The sequence below is a fragment of the Streptomyces sp. NPDC051018 genome, assembly GCF_044456085.1.
Classification (GTDB): Bacteria; Actinomycetota; Actinomycetes; order Streptomycetales; family Streptomycetaceae; genus Streptomyces.
Genome location: NZ_JBITFN010000021.1, coordinates 52,538 through 72,830 on the forward strand (window position 1 = coordinate 52,538; position 20,293 = coordinate 72,830).

The 20,293-nt window shown below is 71.7% G+C and carries 17 protein-coding genes and 1 pseudogene; 8 read left to right on the forward strand and 10 right to left on the reverse strand.

What is annotated here, in order from left to right:
• Positions 1-154 precede the first annotated feature (154 nt).
• Both ACIBCM_RS28645 and ACIBCM_RS28650 read right to left on the reverse strand, forming a co-directional pair.
• Positions 155-1,903, reverse strand: coding sequence for a threonine/serine exporter family protein (locus ACIBCM_RS28645; RefSeq protein ID WP_399248139.1), 1,749 nt, complete (start codon positions 1,901-1,903; stop codon positions 155-157).
• Positions 1,904-2,041: 138 nt separating this feature from the next.
• Complete coding sequence (locus ACIBCM_RS28650; protein WP_108151010.1) at positions 2,042-2,536, reverse strand: inorganic diphosphatase; 495 nt, start codon at positions 2,534-2,536, stop codon at positions 2,042-2,044.
• Positions 2,537-2,728: 192 nt separating this feature from the next.
• Between ACIBCM_RS28650 and dacB the strand changes: the two genes are divergently transcribed.
• The 6 genes from dacB (at position 2,729) to folE (ending at position 10,834) form a co-directional block, all read left to right on the forward strand.
• Positions 2,729-4,141 (forward strand): D-alanyl-D-alanine carboxypeptidase/D-alanyl-D-alanine-endopeptidase, encoded by a 1,413-nt coding sequence (dacB, locus tag ACIBCM_RS28655; protein ID WP_399248141.1) that lies wholly within the window; start codon positions 2,729-2,731, stop codon positions 4,139-4,141.
• 424 nt (positions 4,142-4,565) lie between these two features.
• Complete coding sequence (locus tag ACIBCM_RS28660; RefSeq protein WP_399248143.1) at positions 4,566-5,693, forward strand: zinc-dependent metalloprotease; 1,128 nt, start codon at positions 4,566-4,568, stop codon at positions 5,691-5,693.
• A gap of 233 nt (positions 5,694-5,926) precedes the next feature.
• Entirely contained in the window at positions 5,927-7,126 is a 1,200-nt protein-coding gene (tilS, locus tag ACIBCM_RS28665; RefSeq protein ID WP_399248145.1) for a tRNA lysidine(34) synthetase TilS, read from the forward strand.
• 101 nt (positions 7,127-7,227) lie between these two features.
• On the forward strand, positions 7,228-7,767 hold the full coding sequence (hpt, locus tag ACIBCM_RS28670) for a hypoxanthine phosphoribosyltransferase (protein WP_389265760.1): 540 nt from the start codon (positions 7,228-7,230) through the stop codon (positions 7,765-7,767).
• Between the two features lie 275 nt (positions 7,768-8,042).
• Positions 8,043-10,070 carry an ATP-dependent zinc metalloprotease FtsH gene (ftsH, locus tag ACIBCM_RS28675; RefSeq protein WP_399248147.1) on the forward strand — a complete coding sequence of 676 codons (2,028 nt, stop codon included), beginning with the start codon at positions 8,043-8,045 and terminating at the stop codon, positions 10,068-10,070.
• A 158-nt stretch (positions 10,071-10,228) separates the two neighbouring features.
• A complete protein-coding gene (folE, locus tag ACIBCM_RS28680) occupies positions 10,229-10,834 on the forward strand; it encodes a GTP cyclohydrolase I FolE (RefSeq protein ID WP_399248247.1) in 606 nt (201 codons plus the stop codon).
• A gap of 584 nt (positions 10,835-11,418) precedes the next feature.
• Here folE and ACIBCM_RS28685 read toward each other — a convergent pair.
• From ACIBCM_RS28685 to ACIBCM_RS28720, 8 genes and pseudogenes are all read right to left on the reverse strand, one after another.
• Positions 11,419-11,760 carry a CPCC family cysteine-rich protein gene (locus tag ACIBCM_RS28685; protein WP_399248149.1) on the reverse strand — a complete coding sequence of 114 codons (342 nt, stop codon included), beginning with the start codon at positions 11,758-11,760 and terminating at the stop codon, positions 11,419-11,421.
• Between the two features lie 44 nt (positions 11,761-11,804).
• On the reverse strand, positions 11,805-12,302 hold the full coding sequence (locus ACIBCM_RS28690; RefSeq protein ID WP_399248151.1) for a DUF3180 domain-containing protein: 498 nt from the start codon (positions 12,300-12,302) through the stop codon (positions 11,805-11,807).
• A gap of 132 nt (positions 12,303-12,434) precedes the next feature.
• On the reverse strand, positions 12,435-13,022 hold the full coding sequence (gene folK / locus ACIBCM_RS28695; protein WP_399248153.1) for a 2-amino-4-hydroxy-6-hydroxymethyldihydropteridine diphosphokinase: 588 nt from the start codon (positions 13,020-13,022) through the stop codon (positions 12,435-12,437).
• On the reverse strand, positions 13,019-13,378 hold the full coding sequence (gene folB / locus ACIBCM_RS28700) for a dihydroneopterin aldolase (RefSeq protein ID WP_399248155.1): 360 nt from the start codon (positions 13,376-13,378) through the stop codon (positions 13,019-13,021). The genes folK and folB overlap by 4 nt, the downstream gene beginning before the upstream one ends.
• A gap of 493 nt (positions 13,379-13,871) precedes the next feature.
• Positions 13,872-14,327 (reverse strand): nuclear transport factor 2 family protein, encoded by a 456-nt coding sequence (locus ACIBCM_RS28705; protein ID WP_399248157.1) that lies wholly within the window; start codon positions 14,325-14,327, stop codon positions 13,872-13,874.
• A complete protein-coding gene (gene folP, locus ACIBCM_RS28710) occupies positions 14,324-15,163 on the reverse strand; it encodes a dihydropteroate synthase (protein ID WP_399248159.1) in 840 nt (279 codons plus the stop codon). The genes ACIBCM_RS28705 and folP overlap by 4 nt, the downstream gene beginning before the upstream one ends.
• A gap of 393 nt (positions 15,164-15,556) precedes the next feature.
• Positions 15,557-16,876, reverse strand: a pseudogene (locus tag ACIBCM_RS28715) (phosphatidylglycerol lysyltransferase domain-containing protein); the annotation flags it as partial.
• Positions 16,877-17,370: 494 nt separating this feature from the next.
• A complete protein-coding gene (locus ACIBCM_RS28720) occupies positions 17,371-18,570 on the reverse strand; it encodes an ABC transporter ATP-binding protein (protein WP_399248161.1) in 1,200 nt (399 codons plus the stop codon).
• A gap of 150 nt (positions 18,571-18,720) precedes the next feature.
• On the opposite strand from ACIBCM_RS28720, the gene ACIBCM_RS28725 reads away from it, so the two are divergent.
• Entirely contained in the window at positions 18,721-19,437 is a 717-nt protein-coding gene (locus ACIBCM_RS28725) for an ABC transporter permease (RefSeq protein WP_399248163.1), read from the forward strand.
• On the forward strand, positions 19,437-20,159 hold the full coding sequence (locus ACIBCM_RS28730; protein ID WP_399248165.1) for an ABC transporter permease: 723 nt from the start codon (positions 19,437-19,439) through the stop codon (positions 20,157-20,159). The genes ACIBCM_RS28725 and ACIBCM_RS28730 overlap by 1 nt, the downstream gene beginning before the upstream one ends.
• Positions 20,160-20,293 lie beyond the last annotated feature (134 nt).

Sequence of the window (20,293 nt, forward strand, 5' to 3'; positions counted from 1 at the left end):
CCGTGTTCCCGGCCCGCGTTCACGCACCCAGCAGGTGCGTTCGGGCGTCCACGTCCGGCGTCCACGTCCGGCCTCCACGTCCGGCCTCCACGTTCAGTCGGCACGTCCCGCGGTCACGGGAGGGCGGCGGCGGGGAACGGCTGGAGCACAGGCGTCAGAAGCCCCTGGTCCGCTTGGCCGCCTTGCGGCGGGTCGCCGGTTCGCCGACGCCCGGCACCCGCAGGAAGAGCCGGAACATCTCGCTTCCGAGGTTCACCCCGATCGCGATCGCCAGCGCCAGCGCCGCCGCCTTGGAGAGCGAGGCCAGACCGGTGTTCAGCTCGCCCCGGGCGATGGCCAGCAGGCCGAAGTAGGTGGCACTACCGGGCAGCAGCGGCCCGATCGCCGCCGTCACATACGGCAGCGCGGACGCGTACCGGTAACGGGAGAGCATCTGGCCGAACAGGCCCACCAGACCCGCGGCGATCGCCGTGGCGGCGACCGGCGGAATGTCCGCGGTGAGGGCGAGCGCCCCGTACACCGACCAGGCGACCCCGCCGTTCAGGGTCACCAGCAGCACCGTGTCACGCTCCTGCTGGAGGAGCACGGCGAAGCACAGCGACAGCGCCATCGCGGCCAGCAGCTGCACTTCGGGCCGCTCCACGCTGTGCAGCGCGGTCTCGGGGGTGAGCCCAGCGCCCAGCGCCAGCCCCAGATAGAGCACGCTCAGCACACCGATGACGATGGCGACGATCAGATAGCCGACCTCCAGCAGCCGGGCCGCCGCGGTGATGTAGAAACCGGTCAGACCGTCCTGCACCCCCGCGACCAGCGCCCGGCCCGGGATCAGCGCGAACAGCCCACCGGTGATCACGGCGGAGGCGCGGACGTCCAGCGGTGAGAGCGTCAGCGCGACGGCCATCGCGGCCGGGGCCAGCGCCGCCGCCACGAACTGGTAGAACTCCGGCAGCCCCCGGCCCGCGCACACCCACGCCAGCCGGTCGCCGAGCATGGCGCTGACCGCGGCCGCCAGGAACACCAGCACATCGCCGCCGACCAGCACGGACGCCGCACCGGCCAGCAGCCCGCTCGCCACCGTGAGCACCCAGCCGGGGTACGGGTGCCGGTTGCGCCGTATCTCCGCGAGACGGCGGTACGCCTCCTCCAGCGAGACCTCCGACTCCGGCGAGCTGATGTCGTGGACCAGCCGGAAGACCGCGGCCAGCCGGGTGTAGTCGGTGGCCCTGCGGCGTACGGTCCGGTTCGCCGTCACCGGGTCGTCGACCAGCGACGGCTGATACGTGATCGAGAGCAGGGTGAAGGTGACGGTCGGCTCGCAGCGGTCGAGCCCGTACGAGCGCGAGATGGCGAACATGGCCGCCTCGACGTCCTCGGCGCCCTCGCCGCCCGCGAGCAGCAGCTCTCCGATACGGAGCGTCAGGTCGAGCACGCGGGGAACGGCCGGACCGCCCTCCTCGTGCCGCTGCACGGCCTCCGGCACGGGCCGCTCGCCCACCGGCATCCGCAGCATCGTCCGCATCCGGTCCTGCCAGGGCGCGTCCTTGGTCAGCGTGACCACGGGAACGCCCTCGGCGGGGGTGAACGCGGGCGGCGAGCGCCGGGCGCTGTACGTGGACGGCGGGGCGAAAGCGGACCCCTCCGTCTCGGCCGCCCCCGCCGTCTCCGCCACGCCCGTGGGGGTCGCGAACTCCGAGGTGGGCTGGTCCTCCTCGGGGGCGTCGGGCGGGGCGACCCCGGCCGGAACCGCGAACTCCGACGTCGGATGCTCCTCGACCGGCGGCTCCGGGCGAGCGGGCACCCCGGGCGGCCCGAAGGCGCTGGTCGCCTCGTCGGACGCGGGTTTCCGCCCGGCCTGACCCGACCCTTCGGTCTCCTCGGGACCTTCGCTCTCGGGCTCCGGCACCGTTCCTCCCTTCCCTTTTGTGGCTCGGTTCTCTCCCTCAGACTCCGTCCGGGGGAGAGAACCGAGCCACAAAAGAAGGACCAGGGGCGGGACACCCTCTGGGTGGCCCGCCCGCTGGACGTGGTGCGTGTCAGGCGCTCAGTGGGCGCCGCCCTGCGCCTCCAGGCGCTTGTAGGACGCCTCGATCTCGGCCTCGGCCTCGGTGCGGCCGACCCAGTTCGCGCCCTCGACGGACTTGCCGGGCTCCAGGTCCTTGTAGACCTCGAAGAAGTGCTGGATCTCCAGGCGGTCGAACTCGGAGACGTGGTGGATGTCGCGGAGGTGCTCGACGCGAGGGTCGGAGGCCGGGACGCAGAGCAGCTTGTCGTCGCCGCCCGCCTCGTCGGTCATCCGGAACATGCCGATGGCCCGGCACTTGATCAGACAGCCGGGGAAGGTCGGCTCGTCGAGGATGACCAGGGCGTCCAGCGGGTCGCCGTCCTCGCCGAGGGTGTTCTCGACGAAGCCGTAGTCGGCCGGGTAGCTGGTCGAGGTGAAGAGACGACGGTCCAGTCGGATGCGGCCCGTCTCATGGTCCACCTCGTACTTGTTCCGCGAACCCTTCGGGATCTCGATGGTGACGTCGAACTCCACGGGTGGCTCCTCCATGATCAACACATACGTCCGGTGATGCTGTGCCCCTCCGGGCGGTGACCCCCGGACCCCCGGTCGGATGTCTCTGGTGCCGACCGGGGTGCCATGCTCGCGGCAAGACGCAGTTCTGGTGGTTAAGTGTCCCTCACGCAGGTGTGTGATCGCGAAAGGGGCTGGTGCGAGGTGCCCGGGATGCCGGTGATCAAGACATGGCAGCTCGCGGCGGGCGCGACCGTGGTGGGCCTCGCCCTGGCCGCCGGGGCGGTGGCCGCGGCCGGCCCGTGGGACTCGGGCCAGCGTAAGGCCGAACGGGACTGGGCGGCCGACCGGGCCCCCGGTGGTGGCGCGGATCACCGGGCGTCCGAGGGGAAGCGGGTCGCCCCGCCCGCCCCGGCGGTGCTCACCGCGCTCGGTTCCGCGGCCGGGGCCGCCGCCCCGGGCCGGGCGGCCCCCGTGCCCGCCGCGGGGCTCGCGCCGGAACTCGGGCGGCTGCTCCGCGACCGCGGACTCGGGCCCGTCCGTGCCGCCTCCGTTGTCGATATGACGACGGGCCGGGAGGTGTACGGGACCCGCTCCGGCGCCTCGATGATCCCGGCCTCCACCACGAAGATCGCCACGACCGTCGCCGCCCTGTCCGCGCTCGGCCCCGACCACCGCATCCCCACCACCGTCGTCGCGTCCGGCAAGGGCGCCGGGACCGTGGTCACCCTGGTCGGCGGCGGTGACGCGAGCCTGGACGGCGCCCGGCTCGGGAAGCTCGCCGACCGTACGGCGAGCGCCCTGCGCGCCGCCGGTCCGGCCCCGGTCCGGCTGGCGTACAGCACCTCGCTGTACCGGGGGCGGGAGCTGCACCCCATCGGCGTGAACGGGAACCTCGCCCATGTCACCCCGCTGATGGTCGATCAGGGGCGCCTGGACCCCCGGTCCACCGGGTCCGCCGAGCGCAGCGGTGATCCGGCCGGGGACGCGGCCCGCGCCTTCGGGCGGCTGCTGGAGGCCCGGGGGGTGGCGCTCGCGGCGGGTGCCCCCGCCCGCCGCGCCCCCGCCCCGGGCGCGCGGCAGCTCGCCGAGGTGCTCTCCCCGCCGGTGTCCGAACTCGTCGAGCGGACCCTGACCGAGAGCGACAACGACATCGCCGAGTCCCTGGCCCGGCAGACCGCGATCGCGACCGGCGAGGAGGCGAGCTTCGCGGGCGCCGGACGGGCCGTCAAGAAGCAGCTGGCACGGCTGAAGGTCCCGCTGGCCGGGACGAACTTCGCCGACGGCAGCGGTCTCGACCGCGCCGACCGGGTCTCCGCCCGGCTGCTGACCGCCCTGCTGGCCCGCGCCGCCGAGCAGGGTCGCCCCGGACTGCGCCCGGTCCTCACGGGTCTCCCGGTCGCGGGCTTCAGCGGAACCCTCGACTCCCGTTATCCGGCCACCTCGCCGGGCGCCGGTCTCGTACGTGCCAAGACGGGCACCCTGACCGGGGTGAACTCGCTGTCCGGCACGGTCGTCGCCCCGGACGGACGGCTTCTGGCCTTCGCCTTCCTGGCGGACCGCACCACCTCCCGCGACGACGCCCAGCTCGCCCTCGACCGTCTGGCGGCGGCCCTGGTGTCCTGACGCCTGTGTCCACGCGCCTGTCTTCCGGCGCCTGTGTCCCGCGCCTGTGTTCCGGCACCCACTCCGGCGCCTGTGTTCCGGCAGCTGTGGGACTCCGCCGTGACGGGTGCCCGGGCGTGAGGGGCGTGGACCGGACGTCCGTGGAGCACCGTCGTGAGGGGCGTGGACCGGACATCCGTGGAGCACCGTCGTGAGGGGCGTGGACCTGAAACCCGTAGAGCACCGTCGTGACGGTCGTGGGCCGGCCTTCGCGTAACACCGTCGTGACCGTCGCCGGGTGTTACCGGCGGGGCGCCCGGGGCCGGGAACGCCCGGGACACGGGCCGGCGGCCTCCGGGCCGGTCCCGGTGGCGGGCTCCCCGGCAGGGGCGGCCGGTTGGGTCACACCGCACCGTGCCCGGGGCCCACCACGTACGGTTGACGCATGACGAGCATCGGTGGTGCCGAGATGGTCGACTGGAATCTCGCCGTGGCGACCGCGACCCGCTTCGTGCGGCCCGGTCCCGACGTGAGCAGGGACGAGGCGCGCGCGGTCGTCGCCGAGCTGCGGCGGCATGCCAGGGCCTCCGAGGAGCATGTACGGGGCTTCACCCGTATGATCCCCGACGATCACGAGCCGGAGGACACCCCTGTCCTCGTCGTGGACCGCGCGGGCTGGGTCAGGGCGAATGTCGCGGGCTTCCGCGAACTGCTCAAGCCCCTGCTGGAGAAGATGCAGGAGCGCCGCACGGGCGGCCCCACGGGCGCGGTGCTGGGCGCGGTCGGCGGCAAGGTCACCGGCGTCGAGCTGGGGATGCTGCTGTCGTTCCTCGCCTCCCGCGTGCTCGGGCAGTACGAGACCTTCGCGCCCGCCACCCGTGATCTGCCCGCGGGCAACGGCGGGGGCCGCCTTCTCCTCGTCGCCCCGAACATCGTGCATGTGGAGCGCGAGCTGGAGGTCGATCCGCACGACTTCCGGCTCTGGGTCTGTCTGCACGAGGAGACCCATCGCACCCAGTTCACCGGGGTGCCGTGGCTGCGCGACCATCTGGAGGGCGAGATCCAGTCCTTCCTCGCGCAGACCGAGGTCGATCCGATGACCGTGCTGGAGCGTCTGAGGGAGGCCGCCCAGTCGCTGTCCGGCGCCCGCCCCGAGGGCGAGGAGCACGAGAGCGGACGCTCCCTCGTCGAGCTGGTGCAGACGCCCGCGCAGCGCGAGATCCTCGGCCGGCTCACCGCCGTGATGTCCCTCCTGGAGGGGCACGCGGACTTCGTGATGGACGGTGTCGGACCGGAGGTGGTGCGCTCGGTCGCGGAGATCCGGGAGAAGTTCCAGCAGCGCAGGGCGCGCGGCGCGAGCCGGCTGGATCTGGCGCTGCGCAAGCTGCTCGGGCTGGACGCGAAGTTGCGGCAGTACCGCGACGGCGAGCGTTTTGTGCGCGCCGTGGTGGAGGAGGTCGGTATGGACGGGTTCAACCGTGTCTGGACCTCCCCGAACACGCTCCCCACCAAGGCGGAGATCGCCAAACCGGCGGACTGGGTCGCACGGGTGCATCGCAAGGCGGAATCGTGAGCACGGCGACGGCATTCGCCCGCACGGACCGGGCAGACGCCCCCTTGGGGGCGCAGCATCACCCATCCGAGGGACCGTAGGCGTTGGGATAGGCGTGCAATGCTCGGGGAACGGCTCGGTTCTGTCACCATCGACGCACTCTGAGTGACCGGGGTCGGAGACGCTCCTTGCTCCGATCTCGGGCCGAGGCAGAGCCGAGGCACCCCCCAAACTCTTCATGAAGGGCACCGGACATGGGTCCCCATCCTGCGGTCGCGGCGATACGCCTGGCGGTCCGCCGCGTACTCCACGACGTACTCACCGAACACACCGAGTCGCTCGCGCGCCTCAGCCACGCGGGCTCCGCCCCGCGCTCGGAGGCCGCCCGTTCCGACGCGTCCCCGGCCGTCCGGGCCGAGGCCCCCCGCACCGCCCCGACCGCCCGTCGCTCCGGGCGCCCCGAGACCTCCGCGGCCTCCTCCCTGCCGCGCCCCGCGACCTCCTCCCCGGGCAGGCTGCCCGGCCTCCCCGCCGGCGTCCCCGCCCCCCTCGTCCTCGTGGCCTGCTCCGGCGGCGCCGACTCGATGGCCCTGGCCTCCGCCCTCGCCTTCGAAGCACCCAAGCTCTCCGTCCGCGCCGGGGGAGTCACCGTCGACCACGGCCTCCAGGACGGCTCCGACCTGCGCGCCGCCGAGGTCGCGAGCCGCCTGGCCGCGATGGGGCTCGACCCCGTCGAGGCCGTCTCGGTACGGGTCGGCCGCGGCGGCGGGCCCGAGGCCGCCGCCCGGGACGCGCGCTACGCCGCGCTCGACGACGCCGCCGAGCGCCATGGAGCCGCCGCCGTGCTGCTCGGCCACACCCGTGACGACCAGGCCGAAACCGTCCTGCTGGGCCTCGCCCGCGGCTCCGGCATCCGCTCGCTGTCCGGGATGGCCGCCGTCTCCGGTACCCGGGGCCGCTACCGCAGGCCCTTCCTCCAGCTCGACCGCCAGACGGCCCGCAAGGCATGCATGGTCCAGTCGCTGCCCGTCTGGGACGACCCCCACAACGCCGACCCCGCCTACACCCGCTCCCGCCTGCGCCACGAGGGTCTGCCCGCCCTGGAGAAGGCGCTCGGCAAAGGAGTCGTGGAAGCTCTCGCCCGTACCGCGCAGCTCTCCCGTGACGACGCCGACGCCCTGGACACCTGGGCCGCCGACGCGGCGGCCTCCGTGCGCGACGAGGCCGGACAGCTGGACTGCGCCAAGCTCTACGCGCTGCCGCCCGCCGTACGCCGCCGGGTGCTGCGCCGGGCCGTGATCGACGCCGGAGCGCCCGCGGGTTCGCTGTTCGCCCGCCATGTCGAGGAAGTGGACCGCCTGATCACCGGCTGGCGCGGCCAGGGAGCCATCAATCTGCCGGGCCGCGTCGAGGCGCGCCGGCAGAGTGGCAGACTTGTCATCCGGCAAGGCTGACCGGCCGAGGCGCGAGCCTGGCGGCTGCGGTCACCCGGGAGCCCTCTCTCCGGGGCCTCCGGACCCCGGCGAGAGAAAGCGACCGCGTGAACGAGAAGGACATGGGCACCGACCTCCAGTCGGTGCTCATCACCAAGGAAGAGATCGACGCGAAGCTGGCGGAGCTGGCAGCGAAGATCGACGCGGAGTACGCGGGCAAGGAACTGCTCCTCGTGGGTGTCCTCAAGGGCGCCGTGATGGTGATGGCCGATCTGGCGCGGGCCCTGTCCAGCCCCGTCACGATGGACTGGATGGCGGTGTCGTCGTACGGCGCGGGCACCCAGTCCTCCGGTGTCGTACGGATCCTCAAGGACCTGGACACCGATATCAAGGGCCGCCACGTCCTGATCGTCGAGGACATCATCGACTCCGGGCTCACGCTCTCGTGGCTGCTCTCCAACCTGGGGTCGCGCGAGCCCGCCTCCATCGAGGTGTGCACGCTGCTGCGCAAGCCGGACGCGGCGAAGGTCGCGATCGACGTCAAATGGATCGGCTTCGACATTCCCAGCGAGTTCGTCGTCGGCTATGGGCTGGATTACTCGGAGAAGTACCGCAATCTGCCGTTCGTCGGCACGCTCGCACCGCATGTCTACGGCGGCTGACGACCGGGGTGGAGTGATCCCCGCCACGTGATCCGGCCACATGATCCCGCCACCGTGACGGGCCGCGGCCCGGTCGGGCGGAGCCGGACTTGTACGACAGCGGGGCGGGCGGGAACCAAGGGCCCTCTCGCGCCGTTGAAGCATGGGAAGGCGGGTTTGTCAGCCGTACCGTTCGGTCACGGTAGCGATGCTGAGGTACCGTCCGAAGAACAGTCTTTTCTCACAGCAGCATTTACCTACGGGCAGGAGGAACGGGGCGATTCCGCCCCGTATGGATGGACGTGAAGCGATACTTCCGTGGGCCGGTCATGTGGATCGTGCTGGCCGTCCTTGCCGTGGTCGTGGTGATGCAGGTCGTCGGCTCGTCGGGCGGCTACAAGACAGTTGACACCGGCCAGGTCGTGCAGGCGATCGACAGAAACCTGGCGGACCAGGTCAAGCTGACCACCGGCGACGATCAGATCATCAAGGTCGACCTCAAGGACGGCCAGAAGGTCAAGGGCAGCGACAAGATCCAGGCGAGCTACATCGGGACACAGGGCGCCGATCTCGCCGCGAAGCTCCAGCAGAAGTACGAGGCCGGGGACATCAAGGAGGGCTACACCGTCTCGCCCTCCAAGCAGAGCCCGTTTCTCTCGATTCTGCTCTCGCTGCTGCCCTTCGTGCTGATCGTGCTGGTCTTCCTGTTCCTGATGAATCAGATGCAGGGCGGCGGCTCCCGAGTGATGAACTTCGGGAAGTCCAAGGCCAAGCTGATCACCAAAGACACCCCGAAGACGACCTTCGCCGATGTGGCGGGGTCCGACGAAGCCGTCGAGGAGCTCCACGAGATCAAGGAGTTCCTCCAGGAGCCGGCGAAGTTCCAGGCCGTGGGCGCCAAGATCCCCAAGGGCGTCCTGCTGTACGGCCCGCCCGGCACCGGCAAGACGCTGCTCGCGCGCGCCGTCGCGGGCGAGGCGGGCGTCCCGTTCTACTCGATCTCCGGTTCCGACTTCGTCGAGATGTTCGTCGGTGTCGGTGCCTCCCGTGTGCGTGACCTCTTCGAGCAGGCCAAGGCGAACGCTCCGGCGATCGTCTTCGTCGACGAGATCGACGCCGTCGGCCGGCACCGCGGCGCGGGCCTCGGCGGCGGTCACGACGAGCGCGAGCAGACGCTGAACCAGCTGCTCGTCGAGATGGACGGCTTCGACGTCAAGGGCGGCGTCATCCTGATCGCCGCCACCAACCGGCCGGACATCCTCGACCCGGCGCTGCTGCGCCCGGGCCGTTTCGACCGGCAGATCGCGGTCGACCGCCCCGATATGCAGGGCCGTCTGGAGATCCTCAAGGTTCACCAGAAGGGCAAGCCGGTCGCCCCGGACGTCGATCTCGGCGCCGTCGCCCGGCGCACGCCCGGCTTCACCGGCGCGGACCTGTCGAATGTGCTGAACGAAGCCGCGCTGCTCACCGCGCGCAGCGACAAGAAGCTGATCGACAACCACTCGCTGGACGAGGCGATCGACCGGGTGGTCGCGGGCCCGCAGAAGCGGACCCGGATCATGTCGGACAAGGAGAAGAAGATCACCGCGTACCACGAGGGCGGTCACGCCCTGGTCGCGGCGGCCTCGCCGAACTCCGACCCGGTCCACAAGATCACCATCCTGTCCCGCGGCCGTGCCCTCGGCTACACGATGGTCCTCCCCGACGAGGACAAGTACTCGACCACCCGCAATGAGATGCTCGACCAGCTGGCGTACATGCTGGGCGGCAGGGCGGCCGAGGAACTCGTCTTCCACGACCCCACCACGGGCGCGGCGAACGACATCGAGAAGGCGACGGCCACGGCCCGCGCGATGGTCACGCAGTACGGCATGACCGAGCGTCTCGGCGCGATCAAGTTCGGCGGCGACAACACCGAGCCCTTCCTGGGCCGGGAGATGGCGCATCAGCGGGATTACTCCGAAGAGGTCGCCGCGCTGGTCGACGAAGAGGTCAAGAAGCTCATCGAGACCGCGCACAACGAGGCGTGGGAGATCCTCGTCGAGAACCGCGACGTCCTCGACAATCTGGTGCTCCAGCTCCTGGAGAAGGAGACGCTGGGCAAGGAGCAGATCGCCGAGATCTTCGCCACGATCGTGAAGCGCCCGGCCCGTCCGGCGTGGACCGGTTCCGCCCGCCGTACGCCCTCCACCCGTCCGCCGGTCCTCTCCCCCAAGGAGCTGGCACTGACGAACGGCGCGGCAGGGGCGAACGGCACCCCGGCGACCCCGACGGACACCGGCCCCGGCGTCGAGATCGGCCCCGAGGAGCGTCCCGAGAGCTGACACTGTCTCGCTGGTCACACCGGTCACGGGATGGATGCCGCGTCCCCTCAGGTTTTAGCCTGGGGGGACGCGGCATTCGTATGACTCTCGTCGTATCACCGCTGACTCATGTCGTAGGGCCGCGCATCGCGTACGCGGAGAACAGGAACGAGGCACAGATGACCGACCCGGTGACACTGGACGGCGAGGGCACGATCGGCGAGTTCGACGAGAAGCGTGCCGAGAACGCTGTCCGCGAACTGCTCATCGCGGTCGGGGAGGACCCCGACCGTGAGGGGCTGCGGGAGACGCCGGCTCGGGTGGCCCGCGCGTACAAGGAGATATTCGCCGGGCTGTGGCAGCAGCCCAGGGATGTCCTGACCACGACGTTCGACCTCGGCCACGACGAGATGATCCTGGTGAAGGACATCGAGGTGATGAGCTCCTGCGAGCATCATCTGGTCCCGTTCGTCGGGGTCGCCCATGTCGGCTATATCCCCTCCACCGACGGCAAGATCACCGGGCTGTCCAAGCTGGCCCGGCTCGTCGATGTCTATGCCCGTCGCCCCCAGGTCCAGGAGCGGCTCACGACCCAGATCGCGGAATCCCTGATGGAGATCCTCGAACCCCGTGGTGTGATCGTGGTCGTCGAGTGCGAGCACATGTGCATGACCATGCGCGGGGTCCGCAAGCCGGGTGCGAAGACGATCACCTCGGCGGTACGGGGACAGCTGCGCCACCCGGCGACCCGTAACGAGGCGATGAGCCTGATCATGGCCCGCTGACCCGCTGACCCGCTGACCCGCTGACCCGCTGACCCGCTGACCCGCTGACCCCGCGGGGAGACCTCTGTCCCTGATCTCCGGCGTTCCTGATCCCTGTCCCGCGCTCCTTGCCTGCGCGGGCCATCCAGCGACCCCAAGGCGGGGCCGAGGGCTGACAACACAGGCCGCGCGATGGCGAGGGGCGCCCGGGGAAGCCCGGAGGGCGGGCTTTGTTACGTCCCCGGGGCAGCGGTCTTCGCAAGGGGAGCCCAGGCTGAAGCCGGGGACTTCGCCGCCTGCCGTCGCGTGGGCGGCTCGAGAGCACGAGTACCGCGGGCAGCCCGGCGGGCGACGCCGCCACGGAATCCCGGGGTCAGGGCCCGGTCTCTGCTGCGCGTTGGAGGCGGGTTGTAGACGCCCCGCCAGTTACCGTACTTCTCCGGCAGGTAGACCCGCTGGATCCCGGTCTGGAACTCATAGGCGATCGCGTCGACACCTGGCGATGCTCCCTCCACCGGCCACCCCGTTTCGGCGTCCGGTCCGGAAGCAGAGGTTCGATCCGTGCCCATTGCACATCAGTCAACGGCATGATCTGACAACGAGAACTAGCGCCACTGGAGGCCGTCCGAATCAGCCATGTCCGGAACCAGGCGCCTCGCTTCCGACAACCACAGTCCCTCACCGCCGCGTGTCATGGACTCATCGAGTTCCTCGGCCGCTTCTTCCAGGTAGTCCAACCGGGCCTGTGCCAAGCTCAGCCGCCCGTTGGGACCACCCCGCACGATGTGAGCATCCGCATCGTCCTGCCCGTCGTCCTCCCAGCCGCACTCCGGACAGATCTCGAAGTTTGCCCGCTCCTCCAACGTGAGCTGGAAGCAGCACGGGCACGAGATGAGATCGCACACGGCGTGAATCCCGGGACTGGCGGGTGCTTCGTCAGAGACCATGGCCACCATCGTCCCGCCCGCCGGAGTGATCCACAATAAGCGTCCTAGGCGTGGGCGCGGCCCGCGCCTGAGGAGCCGTTGCCCTCGTCGCCGTCCTCGGGGAGCTTGCAGACGCGTTCGAGGAACAGCGCCGCGGCGATGACCGCGATCCCCGCCAGAACGGAGAAGCCCGCGTAGATCGCCTGGTCACGGCGGGCCGGGATGTCCAGGGAGCCCAGCAGATACACCCCCGTACCGCCGTACATACCGCCCACCAGCGCCGCCACCAGCGCGCTCGCCTGGCCGAAGACCACCGCGCGGGCGGCCATCAGCGGCTCCACGCCCTTGGCCCCGGGCCGCCGCTCCCGCTGCGCCTTCAGCCGGGAGCGCAGGGACAGCGCCGTCGCCGTCAGGATCGCCGCGATCACGGCGAGCACGATCGGCGCGGCCAGCGGCACACTGGGCAGCGTCCCGAAGGACTCCCACAGACGGGCGCCCGCCCACGACAGCACCCCCGCCCCGGCGAAGAGAGCGGCCAGCACTCCGAGCCGTAGCTGCTTCACCGAGAGCACACGTCCTTCCCCTGCTTCTTCCCGTGACGGCTGCTTCTTCTCGCGACGGCGACGGCGCCCGATGGAGTCCGATGGAGTCCGGTGGGGTCCGTCGATGAGTTCGCTGTCGTCTGAGCCTAACGACTACTCCGGCAGCCGGAGTTCCAGATCGGCCCGGGCGAACACGCCCTCCTGTCCGACCCCGTCCAGCAGCCGGGCGACCGGCCCCCGGCCCGGGAGCTGCGCCTCCGGCTCTATGTCGTGCCAGGGCGCGAGCACGAACGCACGCTCATGGGCCCGGGGGTGCGGCAGCGTGAGCGAGGGATCGTCCGAGACCTCGTCCGCGTACGCCACGATGTCGACGTCGATCGTCCGCGGCGCCCAGCGCTCCTGGCGCACCCGGTCGAACGCCTCCTCGATCGCCTGTCCGCGCTCCAGCAGGGATTCGGGGGGCAGCGTGGTCTTCACCACGACCACCGCGTTGAAGTACGACGGCTGGGAGCCGGGGTCCACGCCCCACGGCTCCGTCTCGTACACCGGCGACACCGCCTTCACCCGGAGCCCGGGTGTGTCCTCCAGTGCGTCGATCGCGCCCTGGAGCGTCTCCAGCCGGTTGCCCAGGTTCGACCCGAGGGAGATCACGGCCCGCCGCGGATCGGAGAGCGTGCTGTCCGCCGCGTCCACCTGCTCCACCACGGACGCGGGTACGGGCTGCACTGTGGGGTCGCTCATACACGGCTCCGGGTGATCGTCACGGTCACATCGTCGAACGGCACGGTGATCGGCGCGTCCGGCTTGTGCACGACCACCTCGACCTCCTCGACGCCGTCATGCTTCAGGCACTGCCGGGCGATCCGCTCCGCCAGCGTCTCGATCAGATCGACGGGCTCGCCCTCGACGACCGCGACGACCTCCTCCGCCACGATGCCGTAGTGCACGGTCTTCGCCAGGTCGTCGTCCGCCGCGGCGGGCCGGGTGTCGAGACCGAGCACCAGATCCACGATGAAGGTCTGACCCTCCTCGCGCTCCCGGGGGAAGACGCCATGGTGCCCGCGGGCCTTGAGGCCGCGCAGCGCGACACGATCCACGCGAATCACTCCTGCTGTCGTAGGTCGGAAGGGCGAGCGACCGCGCGGCGGCGGCTCCTGTGCCCTCTTCGAATCTACCTGCGGGCACTGACACCCCGTGCCCACGGGTGGGTGTGGCGGCGGCCCGGGTGCCGGACAGCCGTCCCGTGGGCACGGCCGAAGACGGGCCGGAATCCCGTACCGGGCCGTGGGCCAGGAGGGGCCGCCCGGCCCGTACGCCCGGGGCCCGCCACCGCCCGCCCGGCACCGGCGCCCGCGACGGACACGGCCGTCTCCCGGGAGGTGGGGACGACCCGGAGACCGGGACGACCTGGAAGGCCGGACCTCCGGCGGGCCGGTCGGCGGGAGATCGCCCCGGTCCGTAAAGCAGGGTCCGCCCGCCGCCCCTATCAGGCCGGAAAGGCCGGGCTGGATCCGGGCGGGATCCGGCCGAGGTGCCCGGCGGGATCCGGAGCGGGTCAGGAGCCGGGAGCTGGACCGAAGGCACAGGAGCCTACGAGGCGGACGCGTCCTCCGGGCCCTCCTCCTCGTCGTCGCCCTCCGCCAGCACGGGCGAGCCGTGGTGCGACCAGATCCGCCAGCCCTCCTGGGTGCGCCGGAACACATTCGTGGCGACCACGAGCTGCCCCACCAGCGGCCCCAGCTCCCCGGACTGCTCCGCCGGGCCCCCGCTCAGGATGTTCTCCGTGCAGGTCACCAGCGCGGTGTCCCCGGACAGGCTCACCTTCACATCGGTCAGGAAGAACTGGATGTACTCCGTGTTCGCCATGATCAGCGCGTATGAGCGCAGCACCTCACCGCGCCCGGAGAGCACCGGCCAGCCGGGGTGCACGCAGGAGATCTCGTCGTCCATCCAGAGATCGGAGAGGGCCTCGAAGTCCCCGCGCTCCACGGTCTCGTAGAAGGTGGTGTTGGCCTCTTCGACCAGTTCGACGTCGGTACGGCTCACCGGGCGGCCTCGACGGCGCGTGCGACCCGTACGGCGTCGGCCGTGGCCCGTACCTCGTGGACCCGGACGGCCCACGCGCCCTCGTGCGCCGCGATCGCGGAGACCGCGGCGGTGGCGGCGTCCCGCTCCCTGGCCCGGGGCGGGGTGCCGTTCTTCGCCAGTACGTGCCCGAGAAAGCGTTTACGGGAGGCGGCGACCAGAAGCGGGCGGCCCAGCGTGTGGAAGTCACGGACATGGGCGACGAGCGCGAGATCGTGGCCCGCGTCCTTGGCGAAGCCGAGACCGGGGTCGAGCACGATGCGTTCGGGGGCGATCCCGCCGCCGACGACCGCGTCCATACGGTCGCGCAGCTCCGCGACGACCTCGGCGACGACGTCCTCGTACACGGCCCGGCTGTTCATGTTCTCGCTGAAGCCGCGCCAGTGCATGACGACGAACGGGACGCCCGCGGAGGCGACGGCCGGGACCATGGCGGGATCGGCGAGTCCGCCGCTGACGTCGTTGACGAGTACGGCTCCGGCCGCGACGGCCCGGTCCGCGACGACGGCCCGCATGGTGTCGACGGAGACGGTGACGCCCTCGGAGGCGAGGCCCCGGACGACCGGGAGGACCCGGCGCAGTTCCTCCTCCTCGTCGACCCGGCTGGCGCCGGGCCTGGTGGACTCACCGCCGACGTCGATGAGGTCGGCGCCGTCGGCGACGAGGGCGAGGCCGTGTTTGACGGCGGCGGTGGTGTCGAACCAGCGGCCGCCGTCGGAGAACGAGTCCGGCGTCACGTTCACGACGCCCATGACCGCGCAGCGGTCCCACTCGGGCAACCCAGGCAACGTACTCATACGCCCAGCCTAGGGCGTGTCGCGGGCGCGGCGCCGTCCGCCCGGAGGGCGGGGGCCCAGGTGTCCGGTACGTGCGGTCGCCGGGCGGAGAATCGCTCTCGTACGGGGCGTACTGATCGGGTGGCCCGAGTACGTGGCCCGGGTCTCCGGCGCGGATACCTCCCGGGCCCCATGGCCGGAGACGAGGGCACCTCCCGGGCCGCCGGGCCCAGGGGCGAGCCGGGCGTCGCGGACCCGGCGGGATGCGTCCCGGAACGGGATTCCACACGGCCCGATCCGGTACGACCCGGGCCGGGCCCACCCCGCCGCACGCCTTCCGCTCGTGCGCCGGGCCGGGAGGGCGGTCTGGCCCGGTCGGGCGCCCCGGGCCGGCCGGGCGGCAGGTCATATGGCCCGGAGGAGCGCGGTGCCGGTGCTGCGCCGGTCCGCCGCGCCGTGCCGGTCTCCGGCAGTGCGGCGGATCCGGGCCGGCTTCCGCCCGGTGAGATCGCGGGCGCGCCGTACGCGTGCGGTGTCCCCGTCGCGCTCAGTGCGCGTCACCGTCCGCCGTACGTTCCGCATCGCGCGCCCGCCGGGCGGGAAATCCACGGCGTCCACCACCGCCTCGTCGCCCGGTCCCAGTGCGTCGAGGCCGGTCTCGCGGGTCCAGACCTCGGCGCCGGTCTCGGAGCAGCCCGTCACCGCCGGGGTCCGGGAGTGCGCCTCGGCCACGTCCATGAAGCGTTCGATCGCCCCGGGCCATGCCTCGATGTCGCCGATGGGGTCGCCGTCGGCGAGCATCACCCCGGAGACGACCCGGTAGCGGATCGCCGCCTTTCCGCTGGGCGAGAAGACCACGCCCATGTCCCGGCGCTGTGCGCAGTGGCCGAGGGTGTCACGGCCGCCGTGCCGGGCGAGCAGAACGCGCAGCCTGCGCGCGTCGTCCTCGCTGAGCCGTACGGCCGAACGCTCGGGCCGCAGCGCGAGACGGAGGGTGGTGAGCGCGGTCAGCAGACCGAGCGCGCCGAGGGAGTACGCGACGGTCCGGGCCCCGTCGCCGCCGTAGCCGACGGGGCCCGGGACGGCGACGAGCCCCGAAAGGGTGTGCTCCAGCCGGTCGATGAGGCTCGGGCTGCCGGTTCCGCCGTCCGCGTGGACGCTGACGACGACCAGGCCGAGGCCGATCGAACCCGCTCCCATGAGGACGAAATGGGCGAGTGCCTTCCAGCGGCCGCGTGGGTCGGGCAGGGCGGCGAACTGCCCGCGGTACCGCAATAGCAGGACCATGACAAGTAGCGAGACCACCGCGCCGACGAGCGAGTTCCGGTGGACGAACTGCGCGACCGCCCCGGCGGGCAGCAGCATCACGGCCGCCCGCCAGGCCCGGCGTTTACGGTGTCTGAGGCCGTGGGCGAGCAGCAGCAGAAGCACACCGACGCTCAGCGAGAGCGCGGCGGCGACCGGGCCGGTCCCGCCCGGCAGTACGTCGGCGAGCGCCTGGGCACGGCCGGGCCGGAAGCGCGGGACGACACCCGCGACGACGCCGGTGAGGCCGACGAGCCCGCAGGCCGTGGCGACCAGGGAGGGAACGGACCCGAGCCGGGGCCCGTGCGGCATCCGCAGCAATCGTCCGATGGGCGCGGTGTTCCGCCCCGGCTGTCCGGTTCGCTCCACGATCCGGCGTATCTGGTTCATGGAAAATCGTGATTTGTCCCCATCTGCTGTTGTAGGCATCGCATCCCGTGATTCCGCGAGAGAGAGTGGGTGGCTCGTATGCCGTCGGTCGACCGGCTCCGGAATATGTGCGACCTCTAGGACGGATGTTCCCGGGGCCCGGTTCACTCTTCTTCACGTAAAAGTCACGGACGGGGGCTTGCGGTTGTGTCCGGGGGCGGGCTCAGGGGGCGGGGCCGCGGCCGTCCCGGGCATCGCCCGGTACCGGCCCGGGAGTGCGGCCACCGACGGCCGGCTGCGCTTGTACGGGGGTGGCCTGGCTTTCCGGCGGGCAGGCGGGCCGGACCGGGCAGACAGGTTGGACTGGGCGGGCGGCCCGGACCGGGCAGCCGGGTGGAGGGGAAGGCCAGGCAGGGTGGGCGTACCCGTACAGGCACGCCTCCCGGGCAGCCGGGCGCACCCGTAGGGCAACGCGCCCCGGGCAGGCGGTTGTCCGCGGGCGGCCCGGAAGCCATGCGCCCGCCGAACCGGTCCTTCCGCCGCCCCCGCCCGGCTCAGCTCTTCGCGGTGCCGGGGACGGCGTCCGCCGCTCCCGGGGATTCCCCGGCGCCCGCACTCGCGATCGACTCCAGGTCGACCTCCGTCCGGGGAATGTCCTGGGCGTCCGCGTCGATCGAGCGCCGCAGTGCCTCGTGCAGCCTCGCCGGGGTCAGCACCCCGAGGAAGCGGCCCGTCTCCTCCTTGTCGATCACCGCGATCCACCCCGCGTCGTGCTGGAGCATCGTGGAGAACGCCTGCTTGAGGGAGGCACCGAGCGGGAGCCAGGCGTCCATCCGGCGCGCGTGCTCCCGTACGGAACCGGGCACGCGCGCGTGCTCCGCGGAGAGCCAGCCGTGCAGATCGCCGTCGCCGTCCAGGACGACCGCCCAGCGCGCGCCGAGTTCCCGGGGCAGCCGGTCGTCGAGCCGGACGACGGGCGGCTGATCGAGGTCGCTCTCCTCGATGGGGGTCACGGAGAGCCGCTTGAGGCCGCGGTCGGCACCGACGAAGTCCGCGACATACGGCGTCGCGGGGGCGCCGAGCACGGCGGCCGGCGCGTCGAACTGCTCGATCCGGCCCTGTCCGTAGACGGCGATACGGTCCCCGAGGCGTACGGCCTCCTCGATGTCGTGCGTGACGAAGAGCACGGTCTTGCGCACCTGGGACTGGAGCTTGAGGAATTCGTTCTGGAGGTGCTCGCGCACCACCGGGTCCACCGCGCCGAAGGGCTCGTCCATCAGCAGGACGGGCGGGTCGGCCGCGAGCGCCCGGGCGACGCCGACGCGCTGCCGCTGCCCGCCGGAGAGCTGTTCGGGGTAGCGGTCGCCGTAGGTCGCGGGGTCCAGTCCGACCAGATCGAGGAGTTCGGCGGCGCGCTCACGGGCCTTTCCGCGCTGCCAGCCGAGGAGATGGGGGACGGTCGCGGTGTTCTCCAGCACCGTCTTGTGGGGGAAGAGGCCGACCTGCTGGATGACATAGCCGATACGGCGGCGCAGCCGGACCGGATCGACGGTGGATATGTCCTCACCGTCCAGGAATATCCGGCCGTCACTGGGCTCGATCAGCCGGTTGACCATCTTCATGGTGGTCGTCTTCCCGCAGCCGGACGGCCCGACGAGCGTGACCAGTTCGCCCTCGCCCACCTCGAACGACAGATCATCGACGGCCGTCGTGCCGTCCGGATAGCGCTTGGTGACGTGCTCGAAACGGATCATGGTTCCCCATTGTGGCGGGTGTTGTGTGAAGGCAATGTTGCCGGAATGTGTCGCTCCTCGGCGATTGTCAGTGGCCGGGGTTAGGGTCGCCAGACAAGTGTTCGGCCTGTGTTCGGCATGGCCCGGGCAGGGGTGGGGAGGTGGGGGAGCATGAGTGCGCGAGCGGCCGCGCAGAGCTGTCTGGCGGCCAACGACTGGATCTGCGGGGAGTATCTGCGCAGCCGGAGTCAGGAGTTGACCGATGCCACGGTCCAGCATGTCTGGATCACCGTGGCCTCGGTCCTGATCGGTCTCGCCGTGGCGTTCCCGCTGGCGCTGCTCGCCCGCGCGAGGCCCGCCTTCGCCGGCCCGGTCCTCGGGCTGACGACCCTGCTCTACACGATTCCGTCGCTGGCGATGTTCTCGCTGCTGCTGCCCGTCTTCGGGCTCTCGGCGGCCCTCGTGGTGACCGGCCTCGTGCTGTACTCGCTCACCATTCTCGTACGGAACATCCTGGCCGGTCTCGACGCGGTGCCCGAGGACGCGCGGGAAGCCGCCCGCGGTATGGGGTACGGCTCCGGGAGGCTGCTGTGGGAGGTCGAACTGCCGCTGGCGCTGCCCGCGCTGATGGCGGGGCTGCGCATGGCCACGGTCTCGACGATCGCGCTGACGACGGTCGGCGCCCTGGTCGGCAAGGGCGGCCTGGGCAATCTCATCGACGACGGGGTGCAGACCACGTTTAAGGCACAGGTGCTGACGGCGTCCGTGCTCTGTGTGCTGCTGGCGGCCGTCGCCGATCTGCTGCTGCTGGGCATCCAGCGGCTGCTGACGCCCTGGACCCGAATACCCGGGGCCACGGGGGCGCGCGCTGTCAGGGGGGCGGTCTGATGGGAGTGGTGGCCGATGCCTGGACCTGGCTGACCACGGGCTCCAACTGGTCGGGGGAGAGCGGTGCCTGGCACCGGCTCGGCGAGCATGTCTATGTCAGCGGGGTGGCCCTGGTGCTGGCCTGCGCGATCGCCCTGCCGATCGCGCTCTGGCTCGGTCATCTGGGCAGGGGAGGCGCGCTCGCGGTCAACATCTCCAACGCGGGCCGCGCGATCCCCGTCTTCGCGGTGCTCGCGCTCTTTATGCTCACCCCTCTCAGAAGCGCCGGTTACGCGCCGACGATCATCGCCCTGGTGCTGTTCTCCGTGCCCCCGCTGCTGACCAATGCATACGTCGGGATGCGCGAGGTCGACCGCGCGGTGGTGGAGGCGGCCCGGGGGATGGGGATGTCGGGCGGACAGGTCTTCCTGCGGGTCGAGCTGCCGCTGGCGTATCCGCTGCTGATGACCGGGCTGCGCTCGGCCGCCGTGCAGGTGGTCGCCACGACCACCATCGCGTCCATGGTGGGGCAGGGCGGCCTGGGCCGGATCATCACCGCCGGGTTCAACACGTACAACACCCCGCAGGTCGTGGCGGGCGCGCTGCTCGTGGCGCTGCTGGCGCTGCTGGTGGAGGGGGTGCTGGTGGCGGCCGACCGGCTGATCGACCCGCGCCGCCGCCGGGGGAAGGGCCGGACCCGGACCGCGAGGGTCCGCCGGTCGCCGGAACCGGTGAAGCCCTGAACCGTGGATCCCTGAACGCGTGAAGCGCAGCCTCGCCGGCCCCGGCTCCCCGTCTGCCCCTGCCCGGCCGGTCTCCGGCTCCCTGCCGGCTCCGGCGGCCGTCTGCCCCTGAGCCGGGCCGCCTTCCGAAGGTC